Source organism: Methylophilus sp. Leaf416 (assembly GCF_001424665.1).
GTDB lineage: Bacteria > Pseudomonadota > Gammaproteobacteria > Burkholderiales > Methylophilaceae > Methylophilus.
The window spans coordinates 348201-372463 of sequence record NZ_LMQS01000001.1 but is presented as its reverse complement, the minus strand read 5'-3'; the positions used below and the strand labels follow the sequence as shown (position 1 = coordinate 372463).

Genomic DNA, 24263 nt, shown 5'->3' with positions numbered 1-24263 from the left:
CTTGAAACCTGAACCAGGGATACGCATGTTAAGTGATATCGAAATTGCGCAAGCGGCCACATTAAGCCCTATCACTGATATTGCCCGGCAATTAGGGCTTTCTGATTCAGATTTGCATCTTCATGGCCAGCATATGGCCAAGCTTACGCAATCCACCGTGAATCAACTGCGTATACAACCGGCGCGTGCCAAACTGATTTTGATGACAGCCATCAATCCGACGCCAGCAGGCGAAGGCAAGACCACCACGACGGTGGGTTTGACCGATGCCTTAAACTTGGCTGGCTACAAGGCATTGGCCTGTTTGCGCGAACCCTCTTTAGGCCCCGTATTTGGCATGAAAGGTGGTGCAACCGGTGGTGGTTACGCGCAGGTCGTGCCCATGGAAAATATCAACCTGCATTTCACCGGCGATTTTCATGCCATCAGTGCTGCCAATAACCTGCTGGCTGCTTTAGTGGATAACCATATTTACCATGGCAATGCCTTGCAGTTTGATCATGTAAGCTGGCGGCGCTGTATGGATATGAATGACCGCGCCTTGCGCAGGATTACCATTAACCAGCCGTATGCCTATGACACCGGTTTTGATATTACGGTAGCCAGTGAAGTGATGGCGATTTTTTGCCTGGCGACTGATCTTGCAGATTTAACCCGCCGTCTGGGTCGTATGCAAGTGGGACAGTCAACAAAAGGTGAGCCTATTTTTGCCAGTGATTTGCAAGCGGAAGGCGCAATGACCGCCTTGTTAAAAGATGCCTTTCAGCCTAATCTGGTGCAAACCCTGCAAGGGTCGCCAGCGTTGTTACATGGTGGTCCATTCGCCAATATCGCTCATGGTTGTAATAGCCTGGTCGCCACGCAAACCGCTTTGCGGCTGGCAGATTACGTAGTGACTGAAGCGGGTTTTGGTGCCGATCTCGGTGCCGAGAAGTTTATGGATATCAAATGCCGCCAATCCGGGTTAAGGCCGGATATGGCTGTAGTGGTGGCGACTATCCGCGCACTCAAATATCACGGTGGGGTGGAAGTGGCTGATCTGAATACAGAGAATCTTCAAGCGCTCTCTGTCGGTATGGCTAACCTGAAAAAACATGTGGATAACATGCACCAGTATTTCGGTTTGCCGGTATTGGTCGCACTTAACCACTTTACGCATGATACTGAGGCTGAAGTTGCGTTGTTACAGTCAGCCGTTGAATCCTGGGGAAGCAGTCTACATGTATGCCGGCATTGGGCGCAGGGTGGTAAGGGTGCACTCGACCTGGCACATGCGGTTGCCAACCTGGCGCAACAAACAGCCAGTCCAACATTGCTCTACCAGGATGATTTGTCATTAACTGATAAACTGCATGCCATTGCACGATCGCTGTATGGTGCTAAAGATGTGACATTCAGCACGCAGGCAGAACAACAGTTAGAGGCCATGGCCGAAGCAAGTCGCGGCTTGCCGGTATGCGTAGCAAAAACACAATATTCATTATCCTCTGATGCCAAGCTGCGCAACGTACCGGTAGGGCATACCTTGCATGTGCGAGAGTTGCGATTATCGCGTGGTGCCGGTTTCGTTGTCGCTGTATGTGGCGACATTATGACCATGCCGGGCTTGCCGAAACAGCCCGCCAGCCAGCGTATCACCGTGGATCCCAGTGGTAGAATAAGCGGCCTTTCCTGAAATCTTAGTCATGCAGACGTTTAGTCAACTCGGCCAGACCGACCAAACCATCAACAAGTCACGCTTTATTGCCCGCGCTGCGCGGTGTGAAAACGAACGCGAGCTCGCATTGTTTTTGCGCCAGTTTGCCAGTGAGCATCAAAGCGCAGGTCACCTGGCATATGCTTTCCGCATGAAAACCGCTGAAGGCATAGTCGCTCGCTTTTCTGACGCGGGCGAGCCTGCAGGCACTGCGGGCAAACCGATTCAGCAAATGCTGGATGGTCAAAATTATGTCAATTGCTGCGTCGCCGTGATCCGCTATTACGGCGGGATTAATCTGGGCACTGGTGGCCTGGTGCGTGCCTATGGCGGTACTGCCAGGCAGGCCATGGATCAGGCTGGGACAATCCCGTTTATTGAAATGGTACACCTGAAAATTTCCACTTCTTACAAACGCGTTGATGAGCTGACGCGGGAAGTACAAAGATTAAACGGGGAAGTGCTGGACAAGCAGTTTGATGAAGCTGTCCACTTCCTGCTTAAATTACCGGTCGATGCTGCCCGGCAGTTGCAAGCCAAATATTAGCCATTCATGACGAAAGTCCGGAGTCTGCTGTGACCCAAACCCAAAAATTTGATACCGCCACCTATGTGCTGATGGCCGTTTTGATGTGGCTGGTATTAAAAGTACAGCTACTGCCCGCTTTACTGGTAGGCCTGCTGGTATTCGAGCTGATTCATGTGATTTCACCGATTATTGCGCGCAGGGTGCCTGGAAAATATGCCAAGTGGCTGGCGGTGGTTCTGCTCGCGACCTTTGTGATTGGTTTACTGGTGGCGATGGGTATGAGTATCGTGACCCTGATCCGCAGTGATACTGGCGGTCTGACCATGCTGTTTGACCAGCTTGCCCGTATTATTGAAGATTCGCGTGCAGTGCTGCCAGTCTGGCTGAATGACCGCCTGCCCGATGATGCCATTACACTACAGCAAACGGTGATCGAATGGTTACGTGCGCATTCGGCAGATTGGCAGTTGCTGGGTAAAGAAGCCGGGCACCATTTTGCACATATCCTCATTGGTATGGTGATTGGCGCGATGGTGGCTTTGCATGACGTGCAAACCAAAACTAACCAGCGTCCGTTTGCACAAAGCCTGTTGCAGCGAGTGGGGTTATTTGCGCAGGCTTTTAAGAATATCGTATTTGCGCAAGTCAAGATTTCTGCGGTGAACGCCAGCCTGACTGCTATTTACCTGGCGATTATCCTGCCGCTTTGCGGCATCCATTTGCCATTCACCAAAACCATGATTTTGCTGACTTTCCTGGTTGGTTTGCTGCCGGTGGTCGGTAACCTGATCTCTAATACCGTGATTGTGATTGTGAGTATCAGCCACTCCTTTATCGTCGCCATCGGGTCACTGTTATTTTTAATTGTGATTCATAAACTGGAGTACTTCCTCAATGCGCGGATAGTCGGCAGCCAGATACGCGCACACGCCTGGGAATTACTGGTCGCGATGCTGCTAATGGAAGCCACTTTCGGTTTGGCGGGCATAGTAGCTGCACCTGTATATTACGCTTATATTAAAAATGAGTGCCGCGAGCGCGGTTGGGTATAGGTGCCGGTTGTTAGATTAAACAAGGCTCGCCACGGCGAGCCTTGTTAGTTTTCAGCAATAAATTTTACTTCAGCTTGTAAAGGCGGTTTTCCAGGGTTTTACCACCACTGATTTTATCTATCTGGTCACCGCTGACCAGACTCAGTTGCGCCACACGGTCATCCGGGTGAGGGTGGGTCTGGAAAAGCAGCGCTACGCTCCCATCATTATTGCCTAGCAGTTCCATCTCCTGTAATACTTCTGCCAGGCCATAAGCATCATAACCGGCCCTTGCGGCTAATACTGTGCCCATGCTGTCAGCTTCATATTCAGCTCTTTTATCCAGGTTGCGGGCACTGATTTCGGCACCGGTAGTCACGGCACGCTGCGTGATTTTATTTTTGCTGATTTTCTCTTTCAGGAAGGATGTGCCGGCATCCATCAGCGCCTGTTTTTGCATCACTTTTAAATGATGCCTTTGCACGATGTGGGCGATTTCATGACCCAGTACACCAGCCAGTTGTGCTTCGCTGGTTAAGCGTTGATACAGGCCTTTGGTTATCAGTACATACCCACCCGGCGCTGCAAATGCATTGACATCTGTACTATCAATCACGCCAAAATGCCAGGGCAGGCTGGTACGCTCGGACTGGCTGGCGACCCAGCGCCCGACTTTATTGACGTATGCTTGCAGCTTAGCATCGTTGACCAGCGGCGCGGCGCCAAGTATGGTGCCGGTCACGTTACGGCCAACTGCAATTTCGTCTTCCTGGCTGGGATTTTTCCAGTTGATATTGGCTAGTTTATCCTGCGCAGAAGTATTCTGGCCCTCATTGGCTTGTGCAGGCTGTTCAGTCTTGCCGCCAAGTTGCTCATTCACCGCATCTTTAAGCACCCCTTTCAGGTCCAGGGCGACGGCGGTGCCAGCCATCATGCCGCTACAGATAGCCAGCATGACTGCCTGTTTTAACAGGTTTTTGTTCAATAATCTGTGATTCATGGCTGGCTGGCTCCCTGAAAGTATGGATATTGGCGGCTGCTTAAGCCACCGCTGGCGGCAAATTGTTTTGCCTCATCCGCACTGACGGTGTAACTCTCCAGTTTTTTGGTTTCAGCTTCATTGAATTGTGCTGTTTTCAGATCCTCGGCACTCAGTCCGCGGATACCGGTCGTGGAGACTACTTTGCCCGTGCCACTGCGGCCGGTAGCCACGCCAACTACACCGGCGACGTTATTACCGCCAGCACTGTTACGTTTAACCGTCAGCAAACGCACCCAGCCGGTTTTGCCTGTGGATTTGATTTGCAGCCAGGCGCCTTTTTTGTTCAATATGTCGACGGTATCGTTTTTAGTCACATTACCGACTACTTTGGCATCGCTAAAAGCATCGGCGCGTAATTGATCAGGTTTTAATACAACGCCAGTCTCGGCTGCTATCGCGCTGCTGCAAGCGAGTGCGGTCAACAGTCCCAGTAGACTGTTCTTTATCATGCTTCTTTTTATCATCTAGGTGTCTCAACTTTCTCCGTGGTTGATAAATAGTCTTTTTCCAGTTCTATCATCGCCTGTGCAAACAAGAGCCGCCATTGCGCCGCCAGTTGGTCGGCCCGGTTGATGATATTGCCCTGGTGCATGCCATAACGCAGCGTTGGGTGGTTTGGCAGACCCAGCTTATTCAGCAATGACGGTAATTGTGCCGCCAGTTGCTGCGCATCCTGTGCTGCAGCCTCACGATAAGCGTCTTCAGGTTTATATTGCCAGCTAACAATGACCATGTCGCCAAACAAGCCCCAGATGCCGCTTTGGGTGCCAACCAGAATATCAGTCTGGTTGGGGGCGCGGCAGGCAAATTCGATTTCTTTGCGGACCAGTTTCATCACGGCGTCACCCAGGGTTTCCGGGCTTTCAATCGCTATCGGCATCAGCAAGACTTCCAGTTCTTCACTGTTAGATGTGAGCCCAAACGCCAGCCAGCGCTGCAGGGCACGGTCAGTCGCCAGCGCATAGATTTTGGCGATACCGAAATAAGCCACTGCCCAGACAATAGGCGCGGCCAGGTCGAGATAAGTATGAATAAAGTTGATCGCCAGGTATGACAATACCAGCAGGCCGATCTGGCTGCCGGTAAAGATGCCATTGAAACGGTCGCGGTCTACCTTGAAATAAAACGCCAGTGTGGTCAGCCACACCAATAACAGGCTAAGCAAAATATAAGGCAGTTTGCCCCGCCAGACTTTCAGGTAATCCTGGTGCAAGGTGTTATCCAGCGCCGTTGCCAGAATCTCCACGCCGGGAAATTGCTTATCCATCGCAGTTGGCTTGATATCAAACAGTGCCGGCGCGGTGGAACCTATGATGACAATCTTGTCCTTGAATTCATCACCAGCACGTTTTGGCTGTGAGCTGGAGCTATCGGTGTAAACATCACTGAATGAAACATACTGGTAGGTAAACGGTTTGCCGCGCCAGTTCAGCAGCATGTCATCCGGTGTGTTGCTGGTCTCAAACTGCATGGCATCTGCCACCAGCAAGGGCAGGGCGGGTAAGGTCCAGCCTCTGTCGTGATGGCGCATGCGGTATTGGCGCACCACGCCATCACTATCCGGATAGACATTATGGGTACCCATACGCTGCTGTTTCCATGCCCCTTTGAAATACGGGGGGATAGCCGCAAACGTCGCTTGCTGGTCTGCATCAGTGCTATGAGTCAAGCCGGGGATTTGCGCGTAAGTCAGCTGGCTTTTACTGTCCTGGCTGGCATCCAGTCGCAACAGCGGAAAGAAGCAGTTTTCACAAGCGGTAATGACATCATTGAAGTAGCTGTCACTATCCGGGTTATACACATCGGCATCCGAAAACACGATATCGAAGATGATCGCTTTCGGTTGCTGGCGCTGGATATTCTCGACCAGCTCGCCTATCACCTGGCGCGGCCACGGCCAGCGGCCATATTCCTTGGACATCGCTTCCAGGCTGGCTTCATTGATATCGATAATGACGATGGCAGGATCAGGGTCCGGTTTGAAAATGCGGTTTTTCACCATCATGTCAAACGCCTTGTCACGCATGTTCTGCCCGACATGGAACACACCTGCATCCAGCAAAATAAAAGCGCTGAACAGCAATGCCAGATACAGGTAAAAATTATTTTTCAGCCTGCGGGTCAGGCTGGCCAGCCAGAACCCCAGCATGAGTTTTAGTTTTAGCATATCGCTCCCTTGTGATGACGTGTGACGCCAAGGTGGGATGGTTAGTATTATTGTCGTACGCCATGCCTGGATTGACCCAAACGGGCCATTGAGAGACAAATGCGATAGTCCTATTCTAGCAACATCACAAATGCACAGGGCCGTTTATGAGTTTAAATCTGAAAATTCTGTTTTTTGGATTTATGCTACTCATGATCATCAGCATGATGGATGCCTTCGTGTGATTGTGTCGTGTTTTCAAGTTAAAGTCATTTATAACCCCGTTTATTCGGGGTTTTTTCTTTTCTAGTACCTAACTAGCCAGTAGTCTTACTAGTCACATAAGCTTCACGCGAGTGAAACCTTTCTGCAACAGATGTTTTTAACAATACTCGGGTAAGTACGCAGGCCGAAACACCCGCGTACAAGTTAATCACAGACAATCAGGGAGAATATTCACATGAAGCTTAACTCTTGGGCGATGACTGGCATGCTGGTAATGGCAGCACTGTCACCTGCAACACAGGCGGCCGAACTCATACAAAACGGCGGTTTCGAATCACACGGCGCGGATGTTTACGATATCACCGGCTGGCAAGTGGCGGAGCAGGGCTTTTTTGGCAGTGTGCTGGCGCAAACCGGCACTTCTACTGAAGTCACCGCAAACAATACCGTTGGCGCTTATCAGGGCAGCTACTATGGCATTCTGGATAACTACGGTAATGCCAGCAATGCATTGTTCCAGACCTTCAACACCGGCGCGGTTTCATCAGCTACTTTAAGCTTCCAGATGTTTGTAAATAATCAGAACAGCACCACTAATATCGATGCTGCAGGCTTGGATTACAGCGTAGATGCGACAGACAATCCTAACCAGCACGTGCGTGTAGATATTTTGAAGGCAGGTGCGGACCCTTTCTCTATCAATAGCGCGGATGTTGTACAAAGTCTTTATATCGGCGGCGCCAATGGTGTGCTGGCAGCGAACAACTATGTGAATTACAGCTTTGACCTGAGTGCTAGCCTGGCTTCAGGCGGAAGTTATATCCTGCGCTTTGCCACTGTGGCAAACCAGAATTCATTACAGCTGGGTGTCGATAACATTAGCCTGAATACAGTATCTGCTGTCCCCGAAGCCGATTCAGTTGCCATGTTGCTGGCTGGCCTGGGCCTGATGGCAGGTGTGAAGCGCCGCCGCAAAGATTAATTAAAAATACTATAAACTCTAAATAAAGGAATCATCATGGACTTTTTAAACTTGAAACGCACTGCCGTGGTTGCCATGCTACTGGGCTCACAAATCGCACTTACTAACGTTGCCCTGGCTGAAGATGCACAGTTCTGGCTGAATGATGGCGCTGCCAGCCTGAATGACAGCAAAAAACTGGTGCCAAATGCTAAAAAAGCTAAAAACATCATCCTGTTTGTGGGGGATGGTATGGGTATCTCTACTGTAACTGGTGCCCGTATTTTTGAGGGCCAGTTAAAAGGCATAGATGGCGAACGCAACCGCTTGTCATTTGAAGAGTTTCCTTACGTAGCCTTATCCAAGACTTACTCTACTAACCAGCAGACTTCTGATTCTGCCCCGACCATGACGGCAATCATTTCTGGTGTGAAAACCAATGACGGCATTATTTCGCTGAACCAGTCTGTGGCAAGAAACGAAGCCAATCCATCTGTGATCAACGCTGGCAAGGTAACCACTATCCTGGAACAAGCTGAAGCTGCCGGTAAATCTACAGGCGTGGTGTCTACTGCGCGTATTACGCATGCAACTCCAGCGGCAACTTATGCCCATATTTCAAACCGCGACTGGGAAGCGAACTCCAACCTGTCATCCGCTGCTGCGACTAACGGCGTGAAAGACATAGCTGCGCAACTGATAGACAACTTTGGTAGCGGCAAGATTGGTGATGGTATTGATGTGGTGTTTGGTGGAGGCCGCAGCTACTTCCTGCCAAATACAGTGACTGATATTGAAGGTAGCAAAGGTCGTCGTACCGATGGCCGTAACCTGGCGCAAGAATATGTGAGCAAGTTTGGTGGCGTGTATATTCAGGACAAGAACGGGTTTGATGCATTGAACCCAGTGACCACCAACAAGGTGATCGGTTTGTTCAATCCATCACATATGGAATACGAACAAGACCGTCCGAACGATATCGCTGGCGAGCCTTCATTATCTGAATTGACCGGCAAGGCGATTGATATCCTGAAGAAAAACCAGAATGGTTATTTCCTGATGGTGGAAGGTGGCCGTATCGACCACGCATCACACGCAGGTAACGCTTACCGTACATTTAAAGATGCAGTGGCATTGTCCGACGCAGTGCGCGAAGCCGCAAGCAAGGTGAACTTGAACGACACGCTGATCATCGTGACGGCTGACCATAGTCATACACTGACTATCGGTGGTTACCCGAAACGTGGCAACCCGATTTTGGGTAAGGTCGTTGAGCCTGGCAAAACAGCGCCAACCCTGGCGGCTGACGGCAAGCCTTACACCACTGTGAGCTTTGCTAACGGCCCTGGCTTCCACACCAACTCACCAGGCGACGCTGTGTATAACGAAGCGATTGCTGCCGGTCGTGTAGTCGATATGTCAGGTGTGGATACTGAAGATCCTGATTTCCACCAGGAAGCTTTGGTGCCATTGAGCTCTGAAACCCACGCCGGTGAAGAGGTAGCGATTTACGCGGTGGGTCCTAAATCTTACCTGGTACATGGCGTGCAAGAGCAAAGCTATATTTATCAAGTGATGAAAGACGCTTTTGGTTATTAATTGAGGAGCCAAGTGGCTGCGCGGGCAAATTATTGCGTTGCGCGGTACTCAAAATCCTCATGTACTCATGTACATTCCGGTTTTTGCGTGTCGTGCGCCTTGTACTTTATCCCGCTCGCTCACTTCCGGGTTCTTTAAGAAAGTGTCCGTACCTAGTTTAGGTGTTTTGCAATACAGGGCGGCAATGTGTCGCCCTGTGCCACATGATGGAAAAAAGTATGAAAATAATTCAAACGCTAGGATTAGCGACAGTGTTGATGATGGCTGCCAAAGCAAGTATTGCAGAAGAAATCGTCAATGCACGTTTTGAAACGACACAGTGCACGACACCTTGCACAGCTGCTTCAGCGAAACGCTTGCAGTGGTGGTTAATGCGTGAAGACGACCAGGTCGAGATCCGCCACCTGTACCAGAATGGCCAGCCAGCACACAATAGTAGCCTGTGGATGAAAAAGCCGGCCGGGCAATTTAACTACAGTTACCTGATGCACGAAGATGGCCGCGCCATTGATTATTCAGATGTAGACTTGAAACTGCTGGCGATTAAAACCGATGCGCAAATCTGGCAGGTGAAGTCACAACTGATCACTGATGAAGAGTTGGCGAAGTTAAAAAAAATACCGGCAGACAAGCAACAGCAATATGGCCAGGATGTGGAAAAGTATGCTGGTGAACTAGGTAACGGTGTGCGTACAGAAGTATTGTGGATGCCTGCGCTGAAATTGCCATTTACAGTGCAATACCACTATCCCGAGCATACAGTCACCATCCGGATGCAAGCTTTGCAAACCGGAGCGCTTGCTGCCACCGATGCTGCCAAGCCGCCGAAGGCAACACTGGCGACATTAAGCAATTACCAGCATGTGGATTATGCCGACCTCGGTGACATGGAACATAACCCATCAGAAATGCAGTGGCTGGCGCGTGCGCATGGTGCACCTGGCTTGCAAGAGCACAATCATTAGTAAGTGCCTCGCTTAAAAGTATTCATACTTAACCTTTAAGAGTCTCCCGTGCCGGGAGACGCAACCCCTTTAGTCGTTATTTTCCTGAGTCCATGTGGCTGCTATTGTCATCGGCTATAATGCCGTCATGGCACTTCAAATTATTCAATTACTGTTATTACTGCTGATTATCGGCATTCTGCTCTGGCATTCACGCAAGCAGCAACAGAACTCACAGCAAGCCCTGGCGTTATTGCTTTCACAGCAACTTGAAGAAAAGCATCGCCTGATGATGGGGGAAATGCATCAATCTCTCAATCTGCTGGCAGATAGATTGCAAAGCCTGAACGCTGACCAGCAGGACCGTTTGCGTGCGCAACTGTCACAAGAATTGACCGCCACGCGCGAATCCATGCAGACATTGCGCGTCGCCATGCAGGAGCTACAGGTTGCCCAGCGTGATCATTTAACCCAAAGCACAGAGCAACTCAGCCTGAGTTTGCGTAATGGCCTGGCTGAACAAGGCATATCGCAGCAAAACATGCTGAAGACTGCATTGCAAACGACCACACAAACATTGTCGCAAAGCGTTGAAGCGCTGACCAAGATTGTAGATTCGCGCCTTGAGGAAATGAGCGGCAAGGTTTCCGAGCGGCTGGAAGCCGGATTCAAGAAAACCAACGAGACTTTTGTCAGCGTGATGGCGCGCCTGGCGACCATTGATGAAGCACAAAAGAAAATTGACGGTCTTAGCGTCAACATGGTCAGCTTGCAGGAGTTATTGGGCGACAAACGCAGCCGTGGCGCCTTTGGTGAAGTGCAACTGGAGGGGCTGGTGCGCAATGTGCTGCCCAGCAACAGTTTTGCAATGCAGCACACTTTCAGTAATGGCGCACGCGTGGATTGCGCGTTGTTCCTGCCTGAACCAACAGGGACTGTGGCGGTGGATAGCAAATTCCCGCTCGAAAATTACCATCGCATGTATGAAAGCAGCCTGGGCGAAGTATTGCAGGCGCAAGCAGGGAAACAGTTTAAGGCGGACATCAGGAAACATATCGACGATATCAGTCATAAATACATTATTGCCAATGAAACCTCGGATGGCGCGGTGATGTTTATCCCGGCTGAGGCGGTGTTTGCCGAGATTCACGCCTACCATAGCGAAGTCGTGGATTATGCCATGCAGAAACGTGTGTGGCTGGTATCACCAACTACCCTGATGGCCGTGCTGAATACTGCCCGCGCCGTGTTGAAAGATGTGGAAATGCGTAAGCAGGTGCATATCATTAAAGATGAACTCGGCAAGCTCAGCAAAGACTTTAACCGCTTTGATACGCGCATGAAAAAACTGGCTGATAATATCCGCCAGGCGCATGAAAATGCCCAGGATGTGCATATCAGCAGCCAGAAGATTACCCGGCGCTTTGCCCAGATTGAAAAAGTGGAGCTGGCTCAGGAAGAAGGATTGGGTACGTTGGAACTGCTGGATGAACTAGAAGAAATTGAGAAGAGTAACCCGTCATGAAGATCACCATTTTGTATTTTGCACGCATCAAGGAAGTTGTTAATTACTCGTCCGAAGATGTGGTGTTGCCTGAGGGTATAGAGACTATTATCGCCTTGAAGTCATGGCTGTCTACACGCGGTGAAACCTGGCAGAAACTGTTTAACGGCAGTGGCGTGGTACGTGCTGCAATTAACCATGAACTGGTTGATGATATGGCGACCATGGACGAAGGCGATGAAGTGGCATTTTTCCCGCCGGTGACAGGAGGCTAAGCTTGAGCGCGCCTGTGTATCTCAAGATTTCTGTACAGCCGGAGGATTTTGATACCGGGGCTGAGTTGCAGCAGCTAAAAGCGGCCACGCCGCAGGCGGGGGCATTGGTCAACTTTATCGGCATGGTGCGAGATTTATCGGCAGATGGCAAACTGGATGAAATGGTCATTGAACACTATCCGGGCATGACGGAAGCCGCTTTGCAGCGCATCGCCGAACAGGCTTGCCAGCGATGGCCATTGCTGGGGATACGCTTGATCCACCGTGTGGGATCATTGGCTGCACAAGCACAGATCGTGCTGGTCGCGACTACCAGCCTGCACAGGCAGGCGGCATTCGAAGCTTGTGCTTTCATGATGGATTATTTAAAAACAGAAGCACCTTTCTGGAAAAAAGAAATAGGCGATTTTGGTGAGCGCTGGGTAGAAGCCCGTGCGACCGATGAACATGCCAAACAACAGTGGCAAAAGAATAATGGAAAGTCACCTACATGATGCAAGTATTAAACCCTAATGAACTGACCGTTTCTTACAAACTGTCGCCGATGTCGTTTGAATCAACCGAAACGCTGCTGGAAGCCAGCGACTTAAGCCTTACCGATTATGGCTGGAAGCTCCAGCCCGAAGCACAGAAAACGCTGATGATGGGGTTGTCGATGCAGCAGTCCGGTTGCAATGTGCTGGTGCAGGGTACACCAGGCTCCGGCCGTGCCGGGCTGACCATGGCCGCCATGAAAGCGGCAGCCGTGACCGGTATTGATACTTCACTCACAGACCTGGTCGCCTTATACGATTTTAGCCAGCAATCCGGTGTTAATTACATCAAGCTTCCCGCCGGGCTGGGTTCACAGCTGCGTACGGTAATGGATATATTTATCAAGACGCTGATGGCAGAAATGCCACAGTGGCTGGATAGCAATGGGCAAGCCAATCTTTCGCTGGCTGAAGTTTGGCTGGAAGAGCGTATCGATAGCATGCGCGCGCAGCTGAGCAGCGCCAAATTATCTCCACTTTTCAATGTGATCAAGCCTGAAATTTTGGCCTATTTGCAGGCTTGGCAACAATTAGGCAATGAACCCGAAAATAATGCGGATGGCCTGGTGAATGAAGGCTTTTTGTCGCGCTTTAGAGTCAATCTGCTGGTGGATCAGCGCGCCAACCTGACTGCAGGGGTTAAGCAGCCTATCGTGGAAGAAAAAGACCCTGGCTTTGCTGCCTTGTTTGGCACGCTGGAGAGCGCTGCCGGTGAAGCAGCGCAATGGCCTGAGTTTTTACGCTTGCGTGCCGGTAGTTTGCACCACGCCGACGGCGGCATGCTGATGTTGCATTTGCGTGACCTGATGCAGGATGAAAGTAACGGCGGTGCCTTGCTGGAGAAGCTGTACCGTTTGATGCGTAATCATGAGATTCAGATCGAAGACTGGGCCAACCATGCGCAACAAGGTACAGGCGGTAATCGTCAAAGTGCGTTGCCTGTGAATGTGAAGCTGATCATGATTGCCAGCCGCGAAGATTATTATGATTGCCTGGAAGCCCAGCCGGATTTCTTTGATTTTTTCCCGGTCAAGGTCGAGTTTGAGGACCGGGTGTCGGCGACGCTGGAAAATTATGCCTGGGTGGCAGGCTATATCGCACAAAAATGCCAGCAGCAAGCGCTGCCGCATTTTAGTGGTGCAGCCGTCAATGTGTTGCTGCAATTCATGCACAGGCTGGAAGAAGATCAAAGCCGCTTCAGTATCCGCTTTGCACACCTGGATCAACTTATGCATGAAAGTGCAGCCGCAGCCGGGGATGAGCGTCTGGTGACAGATACGCATGTGAATCAGGCATTATCTGCACGCCTGTTGCGCCAACAGTTTTTTGAAGCACAAATCCGTGATTCGATTATTGATAATGAACTATTAATTCAGGTCCATGGCGACGTGGTCGGCCAGGTGAATGGCTTAACCCATATTGAATTGGGCGATGCCAGTTTTGGCTCGCCGATTCGGATTACTGCACGCTGTTACCCTGGCCGTAGCGGAGTGATTAATATTGACCGCGAGGTCGAGATGAGTGGTCCTAGCCACGATAAAGGCATCTATATTCTGCAAAACTGGTTAAGCGCCAGCTTTTGGGCACTGGCACCATTAAGCCTGAGTGCTTCATTAGTGTTTGAGCAGGAATACAACGGCGTTGAAGGCGACTCCGCCTCATGCGCGGAATTGTTTGCATTATTGTCGGCATTGACCGGCTTGCCTATCAAGCAGGGCATCGCGGTCACAGGTGCCCTCAACCAGTTTGGTGAAGTGATGCCAATTGGTGGCGTCAACGAAAAAATTGAAGGTTATTTCCGAGTTTGCCAGGCATTGGGCTTGAATGGAGAGCAGGGCGTCATTATCCCGAAACGTAATCAGCGTCATTTGATTCTGGATGAAAGCGTAGTGACGGCAGTTAATAATGGCATGTTCAAAATTATCACCATCGATCATGTGCTGGAAGGGATTGCCTACCTCACCAATAGTGAAGCAGGCACACAAGAGGCGGATGGTACTTACACCGGTAATACGCTGATGGCGCGCGCGCAAACGGTGCTCGCTAGCTTCAGAGCCACCCTGGAACGCAATCAGGCGCACATGGCTTACATTCAACAGCAGGCTGACACAAGCAAGCCTTAATAAAGATAATGGCCAGAGCACACAACCAAAAAGCAGATAAAAAAGCCACGTCAGAGAATGACCAAAACGACAGTTGCCGCCTGGATAAATGGTTATGGGCGGCACGCTTTTTTAAAACGCGTAGCCTGGCAGCAGATGCGGTGGATGGCGGTAAGGTGCGGGTAGATGGTGACCGCGCCAAAAATGCCAGGGAGATGAAGCCGGGTATGCGCGTCAGCATCAAAAACAAAGACATGCAAATAGAAGTTGAAGTGCTAGCGCTTAGTAATGTGCGTCGTGGAGCGCCAGAAGCAGCCTTGCTTTACCGCGAAACGGAAGAAAGTCTGCGTGTGCGGCAACAGGCCCAGGAAAGCGGCGCCGATCACTTTGCCGAACGGGATCGGGGTGTTGGCCGCCCCACCAAACGGCAAATGCGTGATATTCAGCGCTTTACTGGTCGGGATTAAATATGGGGCTAGCCTAGTTAGGCTTGGAGTAGGCCGTCACAGTACCTGTTTTGGCTACCGCCTGGGCACGACACGAAACATCCAGTTTCTGGAAAATACGTTTTAGATGGTTTTTAACCGTGTTGGCACTGATCTCCAGGATCATGCCGATTTCCAAATTGGTTTTACCGCTGCGTACCCAATGCAGAATTTCCTGCTCGCGATCTGATAATCCACCTTGCGCCATAGTATCGAGCAGGTCTTCATCCTTCACAATTGGCTTTAGGTGTTCAACGCGGCGAGTGGCTGCATCCAGGTGCGGCATGATCATTCCTAATAACTGGTCCGGCACATGAAATTCTTTGCTGCGGTCAAAAAATACATAAATGCAATCAGCCTGGCGGCGGGTATCGCGAACCCCATACACCATCAGTGAGTGCATCTTTTTCAATTGCTGGGTAAACGGGTTGGGCGATTGTGTATAAATGCCATTGGCATCGAATTGATTAACGACATACCACTTTTCTTCGTTTTCAATCCAGCGTTTGTACAGGTTGCACATCAGGTAATTTACGATGGCTGAGTCTTGTAACAGGCATTGTGTTGTCACGTCCGGTAATGATGAGCACACATCAAAATGCAGGTCACCTGTGCTGAAATTGCCCCATGCGGCAAGCAGTACATCGTGACGCATCAGTGGATGAATGTCCTGTTTCAGCCAGTTAAACAGGTCAACATGGCGTTTAATGGCATAGGAAGTCTGTATGGCATGCAAGACGCCTTCCCAATGAGTTTGTTTTTTTTGTGCCTGCATGAAGCCACCTCAGTTGTTATGCTCAGGGCGAACTTTGCCCGTGAATATTCATGGTCTGAGTTTTTTACGGCTGAATTCTGGGTTTCTTTAATATGAGATTTTATGAAGAGCCAAGCTCATCGAATGAAACAATCATTTAAGAAGATCTGAATGACACTGGATTAGAATGAAACAATCACTATTTTTAGTGTCTACCAAGTTAAGTAGCTTAAGTGAGTAATGAGATGGGATTGTTGAACAAGCTTCCGAATGGTGTGCGTTACCCAAGCCATAAAGAATGGCAGTTATTAAAGAAACTGCCAAAGTGGTGGTTACTGGGAACACTGGTATTTGCCAGCCCGCTAGTCTATACGTGGTGGCAGCAAGGCGAATTGCTGACGCAGAACCTTGAGCGCACCTCCATGTTTTTGGGTTTGCTATTCACGTTCTGGTTTTTTATCGGTGCCATGATCATAGGCTTGGTGGTGATTATTATCATGAAGGGCCCCGGGTATGTGGCTGACCCATATTACCTACCCAAAGAAGATAAAGAGCTTGAGAATAAAATTCAAAAGTGATTTAAGAAAAAGTGCTTTAAAGCATTGGTAAATTTAATTCTGGCAAGCAAACTTTTCCGGTTTTCTTTGAAATTCCTGATGCCAGGTATTTTTCCACCTGGCGAAACTAAGCTCCCTTTGAGGCATTCAAGATAAGTCCTTGATTCAAACTGGACTTATAGTCTATAATCCCGCTCTTTTCCAACCTTGCCACACCTGATTCGCATTTAGGGTGGCTTTAACCGTAAGGAGATCTCATGCGACATTATGAAATCGTATTTATTGTCCACCCTGACCAGAGTGAACAAGTGCCTGCGATGATTGAGCGTTACCGTACGCAAATCACCGGCAATGGCGGCAACATCCATCGTCTGGAAGACTGGGGCCGTCGTCAACTTGCCTACCCAATTCAAAAAGTACACAAAGCACACTATGTTCTGATGAATATTGAAGTGAGCCAAGAGTTGCTGGAAGAGTTGGAACACGGCTTCAAATTTAACGATGCTGTATTACGTCACCTGACTATTTCGACGAAAACAGCAGTAACTGCACCTAGCCCAATGATGAAAGAGGAAAAATCCAAAACCATCGTTGGTGACGCACCTGCAGCCACTACTGAGGCAGCCGCCTAAATCGTTGTGAATACGCTGGTGATTGCAGCGACGGTGCAAGCAATTGAACCGTTACGCTATACACCGGCCGGGTTACCCTTGTTGCGTTTGCAGTTGCAACATGATTCAGAGCAGCAGGAAGCAGGTCTGAATCGCAAAGTGCAGTGCCAGTTAGCGGCAGTGTTGATTGGTGAAAAAGCCAACCTGACATTGCAAAGCGGAGATCAGATCAAAGTTAAAGGTTTCCTGGCGCAGCGCAGTGCAAAAAGCACACAAGTGGTCATGCATATACAAGAAATACAGCTAATACAGCATAAAGAATTGAAGGAGTTTTAAATGGCAAGAGATATGTACAAACGTCGCCGTTACTGCCGTTTCAGTGCAGAAGGCATCAAACACGTAGATTACAAAGACGTAGATCTGTTGAAGGATTTCGTTTCTGAAAACTTTAAAATCATTCCAGCCCGTATGACTGGTACTAAGGCTAAATACCAACGTCAACTGACAACTGCGGTTAAACTCGCACGTTTCTTAGCGTTGATGCCTTACACAGACAAACACCCAGGTTAATTGGCGGCTTAGGAGAATAACATGCAAGTAATTTTATTAGAAAAAGTAGCAAACCTGGGCACTTTGGGTGACGTGGTTCGTGTGAAAGACGGTTACGGCCGTAACTTCCTGATTCCTCAAGGTAAAGCAAAGCGTGCAACTGAAGCTAACCAGGCTGAGTTTGCTGCACGTCGTGCAGATCTGGAAAAACAACAAGCTGACTTGCTGACAGTTGCGCAAGCACGCGGCGAAAAATTGGCTGGTTTTGCTCTGACTATTGCGCAAAAAGCAGGTGTTGATGGTCGTTTGTTTGGTTCTGTCACCAATCTGGACATCGCAACCGGTTTGCAAGCACAAGGTCATGAAGTGAAAAAATCAGATGTACGTTTGCCTAACGGCCCGTTGAAAAATGTGGGTGAGTTTGTTGTGAGCGTTGCACTGCATCATGATGTTGTTGTTGATATCAATGTCACAGTGGTTGCTGAAGCTTAATTCAAGCGTTTAATAACACATAAAAAGGCTACTTCGGTAGCCTTTTTTATTTTGTAAAAGATACATCCTCAACTAATAATCTACCCACTTTAACTGCCTAGGCCCACAGTTAATTTCAAAACTCGAAAACGCTGATTCGCTTTTCGGTATAATCGCCAGATGGCTGATGAACAACTCGAATTTCTCAAACTTCCCCCGCATTCTATCGAAGCCGAACAATCCGTCTTGGGCGGCCTGTTGCTGGACAATGAAGCGCTGGACAAAATCGCTGATATTTTATCGGGACAAGACTTTTACCAGCACGACCATAAGCTGATTTATGAACATATTGCCAGGTTGATTGAACGCAATCAGCCAGCGGATATTGTGACTGTCGCCGAATCACTCGAAAGCACGGCTGAGCTGACTACCATTGGTGGTGTTGCCTATCTGGGTGCGCTGGCACAAAACACACCAACCGCTGCGAATATTCGACGCTATGCCGAAATCGTGCATGAGCGATTCGTGATGCGCCAGTTGGTGACTGTAGGTACCGATATCGCCGAAAGCGCTTATCTGCCAAATGGGCGTAATGCGCAGCAATTGCTGGATGAGGCTGAGGCCAAGATTTTCCAGATTGCTGAAGGCGGCAACCGCAAAAGCCAGGGCTTTTTGGGGATGCAGGTATTGCTGCCACAAGTTGCTGACCGGATTGATTACCTGTATTCGCGTGAAAACCATTCAGATGTGACGGGTACGCCTACCGGTTTTAGTGATCTGGATTCCATGACTTCAGGCTTGCAGGGTGGCGATCTTGTGATTGTTGCCGGCCGTCCTTCCATGGGTAAAACTGCCTTTGCGATCAACATTGCCGAGAATGTCGCTTTGGAAACCAACAAGGCAGTGGCCATTTTCTCGATGGAGATGGGCGCCACACAATTAACGACGCGTATGATCGGCTCCATTGGCCGGTTGGACCAGCACAAAATGCGTAACGGTAACCTCGAGGATGAAGATTGGGAAAAACTGACCACTGCGCTGGGTAAGCTCAACGAAGCGCCGATTTTTATCGATGAAGGTGCAGGCTTAAGCAGTTTTGATGTGCGTGCACGTGCACGGCGATTGCACAGGCAAACGGGTGAACTGGGACTGATCGTGATCGATTATTTACAGTTGATGTCAGCACCTTCTGGCCGCTCAGGTGAAAATCGCGCCACGGAAATTTCCGAAATTTCACGTTCTCTCAAATCGCTGGCAAAAGAGTTGAATGTGCCGTTGATTGCCATTTCCCAGTTAAACCGCAGTGTGGACCAGCGTCCGGACAAGCGTCCGGTCATGAGTGACTTGCGTGAATCGGGTGCGATTGAGCAGGATGCTGACTTGATCATGTTCGTGTACCGCGATGAGTACTACAACCCTGACAGTGCTGAAAAAGGCTCTGCCGAGATTATTATCGCCAAGCAACGTAACGGGCCGATTGGCCGTGTTCGCCTGACCTTTATGGGCGCGCATACACGCTTCGAAAATTATGCTAATGCGGCATACATGCAAGACGAATATTAACGCACCGGGTTTTTCAATATGCGTCCTATCGTTGCTTATATTTCAGAAAAAGCATTGGCACACAACCTGGCACGAGTCAGGCAATATGCGCCAGAGTCCAAAGTCATTTCCGTAGTAAAGGCGAATGCCTATGGTCATGGTTTGCTGAATGCTGCGCGTGGGCTAAAAGAAACCGATGCGTTTGCGGTCTTGAATATCAGCGAGGCCGTCACTTTGCGGGATGCCGGATATCAGCATCCCATCCTGTTGCTGGAAGGTGTTTTCTCAGCTGAAGAAATAGCACAGGTGGATCGTTACCGGCTGGATATGGTTATTTCTCACCGGGGTCAGCTGCAATGGCTACTGGAATACCAAGTGAATTTACCAGTCCGCGTCTACCTGAAGCTGGACAGCGGGATGCATAGACTGGGTTTCCAGCCTTCTGCTTATCAAGCAGCTTTAGATCAATTGGCCGCCAGCGGAAATGTCAGTGAAATCGTGCTGATGACCCATTTTGCTAATTCAGATATTGCAGACGGTGTCACTCAGGCCATAACTATCGTGGGGCAAGTCATGCCAATACAGCCTTACAAGCGTTCACTGGCTAATTCAGCGGCGATTGTCCAGCAGCCACACACCCATGCTGATTGGGTACGCCCGGGCATTATGCTGTATGGTGCTACACCGATTGCAGATAAAACGGCCGTTTCATTGGGGTTGCAGCCGGTGATGACATTGCAATCCGGGTTGATCGGCGTACAGGAAATTCAGGCGGGCGAGAGTGTAGGCTATGGCAGCTTGTTCACTGCCGATAAACCCATCAGAGTAGGCATCGTCGCTTGCGGCTATGCAGATGGCTATCCACGTCATGCACCTACCGGAACGCCTGCCGCTGTCAACGGCGTGCTGACACGGACTTTGGGCCGAGTGTCTATGGATATGCTGGCGGTTGATATCACGGATATTCCGGATGCCAATATTGGCAGTAGGGTTGAATTATGGGGCAGTTTGGTCCCTGTCGATGCAGTGGCACAGGCCAGCGGAACCATAGGCTATGAGCTGCTTTGTGCAGTGACAGCACGCGTGCCTATGCACGTGATTGATTAGTCGCAACCGCTCGGCTTGTGAAGAAAAATCAGTTGAGATTTGCGGGTGATCTTTAACCATGGGTAGGTTCCAAACGCAGTCTCTGTCATTCATGGTCACACAATAAGCAAAATCAAGGTCTTCATGGCTAAAGCAAAAACACAATATACCTGTACCGAATGTGGTGCTAGCGAGCCTAAATGGCAAGGGCAGTGCCCTAGTTGCCATGCCTGGAACACTTTGGTCGAAACAGTGCCGGAAACCGTTACCCAAAGCCGCTTTGCCAGTTTGGCACCCACGGCACAGTTGCAGAAGCTGGCAGATGTTGAAGCACAGGATGTTTCGCGTCAGCCAACCGGAATCGATGAATTTGATCGTGTGCTCGGTGGCGGTCTGGTGGCTGGCGGTGTGGTGCTGATCGGTGGTGATCCCGGCATCGGCAAATCTACACTGTTGCTGCAAACAGTCTGCAAGGTGTCACAGAACCTGAAATCGTTTTATATCAGCGGCGAAGAGTCTGCGCAGCAGATCGCCATGCGGGCAAAGCGGCTTGGGCTAGATGCCAGTCAGGTTGATGTGCTGGCTGAAATCAATCTGGAAAAAATCAGCCAGGTATTGCAGCAGCATCAGCCTGATCTGGTGATTATTGATTCAATCCAAACAGTGTATTCCGAAGCGTTGCAGTCTGCGCCAGGTTCGGTGGCACAAGTACGGGAATGTAGCGCGCAACTCACACGTATCGCCAAGCAATTGGGCATCAGCATGATACTGGTCGGCCATGTCACCAAAGAGGGTTCGTTGGCAGGCCCGCGTGTGCTTGAGCATATTGTGGATAGCGTGCTGTATTTCGAGGGTGACCAGAATTCGAGTTTTCGGCTGATCCGTGCATTCAAGAATCGTTTTGGTGCCGTGAACGAGCTGGGCGTGTTTGCCATGACTGAAAAGGGCTTGCGCGAGGTCAGCAATCCCTCTGCCCTGTTTTTGTCTCATCACGATACCCCTGTTCCAGGGTCATGCATCACGGTAACGCAAGAGGGTACCCGTCCCTTATTGGTTGAAATACAGGCATTGGTTGATACCTCCCATGCTCCGAACCCCAAGCGATTGTGTGTTGGCTTAGAGCAGAACCGCTTGGCAATGCTGCTGGCGGTATTGCATCGACATGCCGGCGTCGCGTGTTTCGATCAGGATGTATTTATCAATGCAGTGGGCGGCGTGAAAATCAGCGAACCAGCCGTGGATTTGGCAGTACTGCTGTCGATTGTTTCATCCTTTAAGAATAAGCCATTACTAAACAAATTAATTGTGTTTGGCGAAGTAGGGCTGGCGGGAGAAGTTCGGCCAGTACAACGCGGTCAAGAGCGTCTTAAAGAAGCTGCCAAGCTGGGATTCACCCATGCCATTATCCCCAAAGCCAATGCGCCTAAAGGCGGCGTGCCTGGGTTGCATATTGATGCAATTGACAGGCTGGAACAGGCTATCGATCTGTTGCGGGGATAAAAAAATGGCAACGATGTCAGGGAGTGGCATCGTTGCCTTGAGTGGTGGTTGTTCAGAAGAGGTTGAACAGCCACAGGGAAGTGGGTTTGATATTTGATAATCTAGCTTCGCTATTTATCTGCCTGTAGTTTTTTCAATTTTATTCACTGTGCCAACAGGCATTTCCAGGGCAACTGCCCGCTATGCATAAAATCCTGTTTTATTCTTAACAAAGCATTTTAAAGACTTCATATTGATTCATGACTGCGTATTGATTCCAGTGAGTACAGTATAAGAAGTTTGAACTGGCAGGTCAGTTACAAAGCGCCCGGTTTTGTAGCAGTTTGTAGCCGTCTGGATACAAGTCTGGGTAAGGCTTGGCGTTGAATTGGCGCGGTTATTTTCACAAAATCTTCATGAAACTATATGGTTCGTTTCTTGCCTTATCCTATGTGTGTCCATAACACACTAATATGACAATAATATGACGGGATGTAATAAAGGTGGAAATGGAGAGAAACAATGAAAAAAACGCTAATACTGATTTCACTGCTGCTATCTGCTTGCGCAAGTAACCAGCCAACCTCACACGCCACCAGCGATGGCAGGCCGGGTTATAAACTTACCTGTAGCGAATTTAATACCACGCTGGAGCAATGCAAGGAAAAAGCCAGTGAAAACTGCTCACATGGTTTTGAGGTTGATCCGCATCTTTCCTATCGTGAGACTTATCCGGATGCAGGTGACGGTATCTATGTCCCGGCCAGAAACCATTTGGTAGTAGGCTGTAAAGATCCGCAAGCTTGAAGCTGGCTTTAGTGGAGTATGATCTAGCCCAATATCAGATTGGCAGCCGAGACTCCACTTCTGACAGCGCCTTCAATGGTAGCTGGATACGGTCCGGCAGTATAATCGCCAGCAAGGTAGATATGCGGCCGCGAAGTCTTGTGTTGCGGGCGATGTAAATCTGGCGTGCAACTGAACGTGGCGCGCTTTTCGGTAATGACTTGCGTCCACAAGGGTGCTGTTTCAAGTTTGATGTCATGCGATGACAATGCCTGATTCAACTCATTGATACATTGCTGTATCAATGCTGCCTTAACACCATTTAATGGCCCATGTGCACTGATTACTACCGCCAGCAAACCTGCCTGGTCACAGCATTGCCCTCTGTCAAATACCCATTGTGCCAGACCGCCATACAATCCCATTACCGGGTAGGGTAGCCTGAAATAAGTCGAATATTGCAGGTACACCGTGGTGATCGGCTGGTATTCAAATGTTGGCACCGCAATGTCACTAGCCACGGTTTTCAATTGATGCGGGCCTACAGCCAGAATCACATCATCGAATAACTGTGTGCCTTCTGAGGTTTCCAGCACGCAATGAGAGTGTTCGTTTTTGACAGAAATCACAGGCGTGCGCAATGATACTTTGCCACCTGAGATGGTAATTTTCCCCAGCAAAGGCTCAATCAGGCTGCTGGATAAATCCGACTTCAGGATCAGAAAGTCACTGTCTGAACGCTTTTGTTGAAAGCTGTCACGCAATACATTCAGAAATACCTGCGCACTGGCAATCTGGATAGGGGTATTCAATGCGGCCAGGCACAAAGGCTCCCATAACGCCTTGATAGCAGTTTCTGTTTGGTGGCCTTGCTGTAAAAGGTGTTCGACAGTGGTATCTTGCGCTAATGTAAATGCAGATTGTTTTAACCACAACATCCAGCGGACGGCTCGCCATTTGCTGTTAACAGTCAATCCGCGCGCGGTGAGCAATCCCCACAATAAATGCAGCGGAGCAGGTAACCAGGTGGATGTAACGAGTGACATGCGATCTGCGCGATGATGCATATGCAACGCCAGGGGTAAACGGGTAAAGAGTCGCTCAGTGTCAAGGCCAGCTTCAGCTAATAATGCCAGCGTTGCCTGATAGGCTCCTATGCATAAATGCTGGCCATTATCTAGCATGGCTTCAGCATGTGGCACACCACGCGCACGGCCACCGGCTTGCGGAGCAGCTTCAAATACCGATACCTTGTTTCCTGATCTCAGTAAGGTGTAGGCGGCCGCCAGCCCGGCCAGCCCGGCACCGACAACCGCGATATTGCGGGGAGTAGGTGTGTGGTTAAGCATTCCAATG

25 protein-coding genes are annotated in these 24263 nt (G+C 49.7%); 20 read left to right on the top strand and 5 right to left on the bottom strand.

Features of this window, described 5'->3' with window-relative positions; genetic code table 11:
* Positions 1 to 25: 25 nt before the first annotated feature.
* The 3 genes from ASG34_RS01705 to ASG34_RS01695 are packed head-to-tail and all read left to right on the top strand — an operon-like array spanning position 26 to position 3277.
* On the top strand, positions 26 to 1675 hold the full coding sequence (locus tag ASG34_RS01705; protein WP_055825805.1) for a formate--tetrahydrofolate ligase: 1650 nt from the start codon (positions 26 to 28) through the stop codon (positions 1673 to 1675).
* 10 nt (positions 1676 to 1685) lie between these two features.
* The gene (locus ASG34_RS01700) at positions 1686 to 2243 is read left to right on the top strand and encodes an IMPACT family protein (RefSeq protein ID WP_055825801.1); all 558 of its coding nucleotides are present in this window, start codon (positions 1686 to 1688) and stop codon (positions 2241 to 2243) included.
* 29 nt (positions 2244 to 2272) lie between these two features.
* On the top strand, positions 2273 to 3277 hold the full coding sequence (locus tag ASG34_RS01695; protein ID WP_055825798.1) for an AI-2E family transporter: 1005 nt from the start codon (positions 2273 to 2275) through the stop codon (positions 3275 to 3277).
* Positions 3278 to 3341: 64 nt separating this feature from the next.
* On the opposite strand, the gene ASG34_RS01690 is transcribed toward ASG34_RS01695, so the two are convergent.
* The 3 genes from ASG34_RS01690 to ASG34_RS01680 are packed head-to-tail and all read right to left on the bottom strand — an operon-like array spanning position 3342 to position 6465.
* The gene (locus ASG34_RS01690; protein WP_200934420.1) at positions 3342 to 4256 is read right to left on the bottom strand and encodes a M48 family metalloprotease; all 915 of its coding nucleotides are present in this window, start codon (positions 4254 to 4256) and stop codon (positions 3342 to 3344) included.
* Positions 4253 to 4747 (bottom strand): SH3 domain-containing protein, encoded by a 495-nt coding sequence (locus ASG34_RS01685; protein WP_055825795.1) that lies wholly within the window; start codon positions 4745 to 4747, stop codon positions 4253 to 4255. The genes ASG34_RS01690 and ASG34_RS01685 overlap by 4 nt, the downstream gene beginning before the upstream one ends.
* Positions 4748 to 4758: 11 nt before the next feature.
* Positions 4759 to 6465 (bottom strand): CHASE2 domain-containing protein, encoded by a 1707-nt coding sequence (locus ASG34_RS01680; RefSeq protein WP_055825792.1) that lies wholly within the window; start codon positions 6463 to 6465, stop codon positions 4759 to 4761.
* 439 nt (positions 6466 to 6904) lie between these two features.
* Between ASG34_RS01680 and ASG34_RS01675 the strand changes: the two genes are divergently transcribed.
* The 8 genes from ASG34_RS01675 (at position 6905) to ASG34_RS01640 (ending at position 15054) form a co-directional block, all read left to right on the top strand.
* Positions 6905 to 7651 (top strand): PEP-CTERM sorting domain-containing protein, encoded by a 747-nt coding sequence (locus ASG34_RS01675; RefSeq protein WP_235559631.1) that lies wholly within the window; start codon positions 6905 to 6907, stop codon positions 7649 to 7651.
* A 36-nt stretch (positions 7652 to 7687) separates the two neighbouring features.
* Entirely contained in the window at positions 7688 to 9229 is a 1542-nt protein-coding gene (locus ASG34_RS01670) for an alkaline phosphatase (RefSeq protein ID WP_055825786.1), read from the top strand.
* A 218-nt stretch (positions 9230 to 9447) separates the two neighbouring features.
* Positions 9448 to 10194 carry a hypothetical protein gene (locus tag ASG34_RS01665; RefSeq protein ID WP_055825783.1) on the top strand — a complete coding sequence of 249 codons (747 nt, stop codon included), beginning with the start codon at positions 9448 to 9450 and terminating at the stop codon, positions 10192 to 10194.
* 127 nt (positions 10195 to 10321) lie between these two features.
* Positions 10322 to 11698, top strand: coding sequence for a DNA recombination protein RmuC (locus ASG34_RS01660; RefSeq protein WP_055827251.1), 1377 nt, complete (start codon positions 10322 to 10324; stop codon positions 11696 to 11698).
* Positions 11695 to 11952: a molybdopterin converting factor subunit 1 gene (moaD, locus tag ASG34_RS01655; protein WP_055825780.1), complete on the top strand. Its 258-nt coding sequence runs from the start codon at positions 11695 to 11697 to the stop codon at positions 11950 to 11952. The genes ASG34_RS01660 and moaD overlap by 4 nt, the downstream gene beginning before the upstream one ends.
* 2 nt (positions 11953 to 11954) lie before the next feature.
* Positions 11955 to 12446: a molybdenum cofactor biosynthesis protein MoaE gene (locus ASG34_RS01650; RefSeq protein WP_229007569.1), complete on the top strand. Its 492-nt coding sequence runs from the start codon at positions 11955 to 11957 to the stop codon at positions 12444 to 12446.
* Positions 12443 to 14608: a Lon protease family protein gene (locus tag ASG34_RS01645; protein WP_055825779.1), complete on the top strand. Its 2166-nt coding sequence runs from the start codon at positions 12443 to 12445 to the stop codon at positions 14606 to 14608. Before ASG34_RS01650 ends, ASG34_RS01645 begins: the two co-directional genes overlap by 4 nt.
* A gap of 8 nt (positions 14609 to 14616) precedes the next feature.
* Positions 14617 to 15054 carry an RNA-binding S4 domain-containing protein gene (locus tag ASG34_RS01640; RefSeq protein WP_055825776.1) on the top strand — a complete coding sequence of 146 codons (438 nt, stop codon included), beginning with the start codon at positions 14617 to 14619 and terminating at the stop codon, positions 15052 to 15054.
* Positions 15055 to 15067: 13 nt separating this feature from the next.
* On the opposite strand, the gene epsA is transcribed toward ASG34_RS01640, so the two are convergent.
* Positions 15068 to 15847, bottom strand: a complete 780-nt coding sequence (epsA, locus tag ASG34_RS01635; RefSeq protein ID WP_055825772.1) for an XrtB/PEP-CTERM-associated transcriptional regulator EpsA — start codon at positions 15845 to 15847, stop codon at positions 15068 to 15070.
* A 224-nt stretch (positions 15848 to 16071) separates the two neighbouring features.
* Between epsA and ASG34_RS01630 the strand changes: the two genes are divergently transcribed.
* The 9 genes from ASG34_RS01630 to ASG34_RS01590 all read left to right on the top strand — a co-directional run bounded on the left by ASG34_RS01630 (position 16072) and on the right by ASG34_RS01590 (position 22928).
* Entirely contained in the window at positions 16072 to 16404 is a 333-nt protein-coding gene (locus tag ASG34_RS01630) for a hypothetical protein (RefSeq protein ID WP_055825768.1), read from the top strand.
* A 236-nt stretch (positions 16405 to 16640) separates the two neighbouring features.
* The gene (gene rpsF / locus ASG34_RS01625; RefSeq protein WP_055825765.1) at positions 16641 to 17015 is read left to right on the top strand and encodes a 30S ribosomal protein S6; all 375 of its coding nucleotides are present in this window, start codon (positions 16641 to 16643) and stop codon (positions 17013 to 17015) included.
* A gap of 6 nt (positions 17016 to 17021) precedes the next feature.
* A complete protein-coding gene (priB, locus tag ASG34_RS01620) occupies positions 17022 to 17330 on the top strand; it encodes a primosomal replication protein N (protein WP_055825761.1) in 309 nt (102 codons plus the stop codon).
* Positions 17331 to 17564, top strand: a complete 234-nt coding sequence (rpsR, locus tag ASG34_RS01615; protein ID WP_055825757.1) for a 30S ribosomal protein S18 — start codon at positions 17331 to 17333, stop codon at positions 17562 to 17564. It abuts the gene before it with no gap.
* Between the two features lie 21 nt (positions 17565 to 17585).
* Positions 17586 to 18035, top strand: coding sequence for a 50S ribosomal protein L9 (gene rplI / locus ASG34_RS01610; protein ID WP_055825754.1), 450 nt, complete (start codon positions 17586 to 17588; stop codon positions 18033 to 18035).
* 159 nt (positions 18036 to 18194) lie between these two features.
* On the top strand, positions 18195 to 19577 hold the full coding sequence (dnaB, locus tag ASG34_RS01605; RefSeq protein ID WP_055825751.1) for a replicative DNA helicase: 1383 nt from the start codon (positions 18195 to 18197) through the stop codon (positions 19575 to 19577).
* Between the two features lie 18 nt (positions 19578 to 19595).
* Positions 19596 to 20663, top strand: coding sequence for an alanine racemase (gene alr / locus ASG34_RS01600; protein WP_055825748.1), 1068 nt, complete (start codon positions 19596 to 19598; stop codon positions 20661 to 20663).
* 123 nt (positions 20664 to 20786) lie between these two features.
* On the top strand, positions 20787 to 22142 hold the full coding sequence (radA, locus tag ASG34_RS01595) for a DNA repair protein RadA (protein WP_055825745.1): 1356 nt from the start codon (positions 20787 to 20789) through the stop codon (positions 22140 to 22142).
* 501 nt (positions 22143 to 22643) lie between these two features.
* Entirely contained in the window at positions 22644 to 22928 is a 285-nt protein-coding gene (locus tag ASG34_RS01590; RefSeq protein WP_055825741.1) for a hypothetical protein, read from the top strand.
* A 23-nt stretch (positions 22929 to 22951) separates the two neighbouring features.
* On the opposite strand, the gene hpnE is transcribed toward ASG34_RS01590, so the two are convergent.
* On the bottom strand, positions 22952 to 24256 hold the full coding sequence (hpnE, locus tag ASG34_RS01585) for a hydroxysqualene dehydroxylase HpnE (RefSeq protein WP_055825738.1): 1305 nt from the start codon (positions 24254 to 24256) through the stop codon (positions 22952 to 22954).
* Positions 24257 to 24263 lie beyond the last annotated feature (7 nt).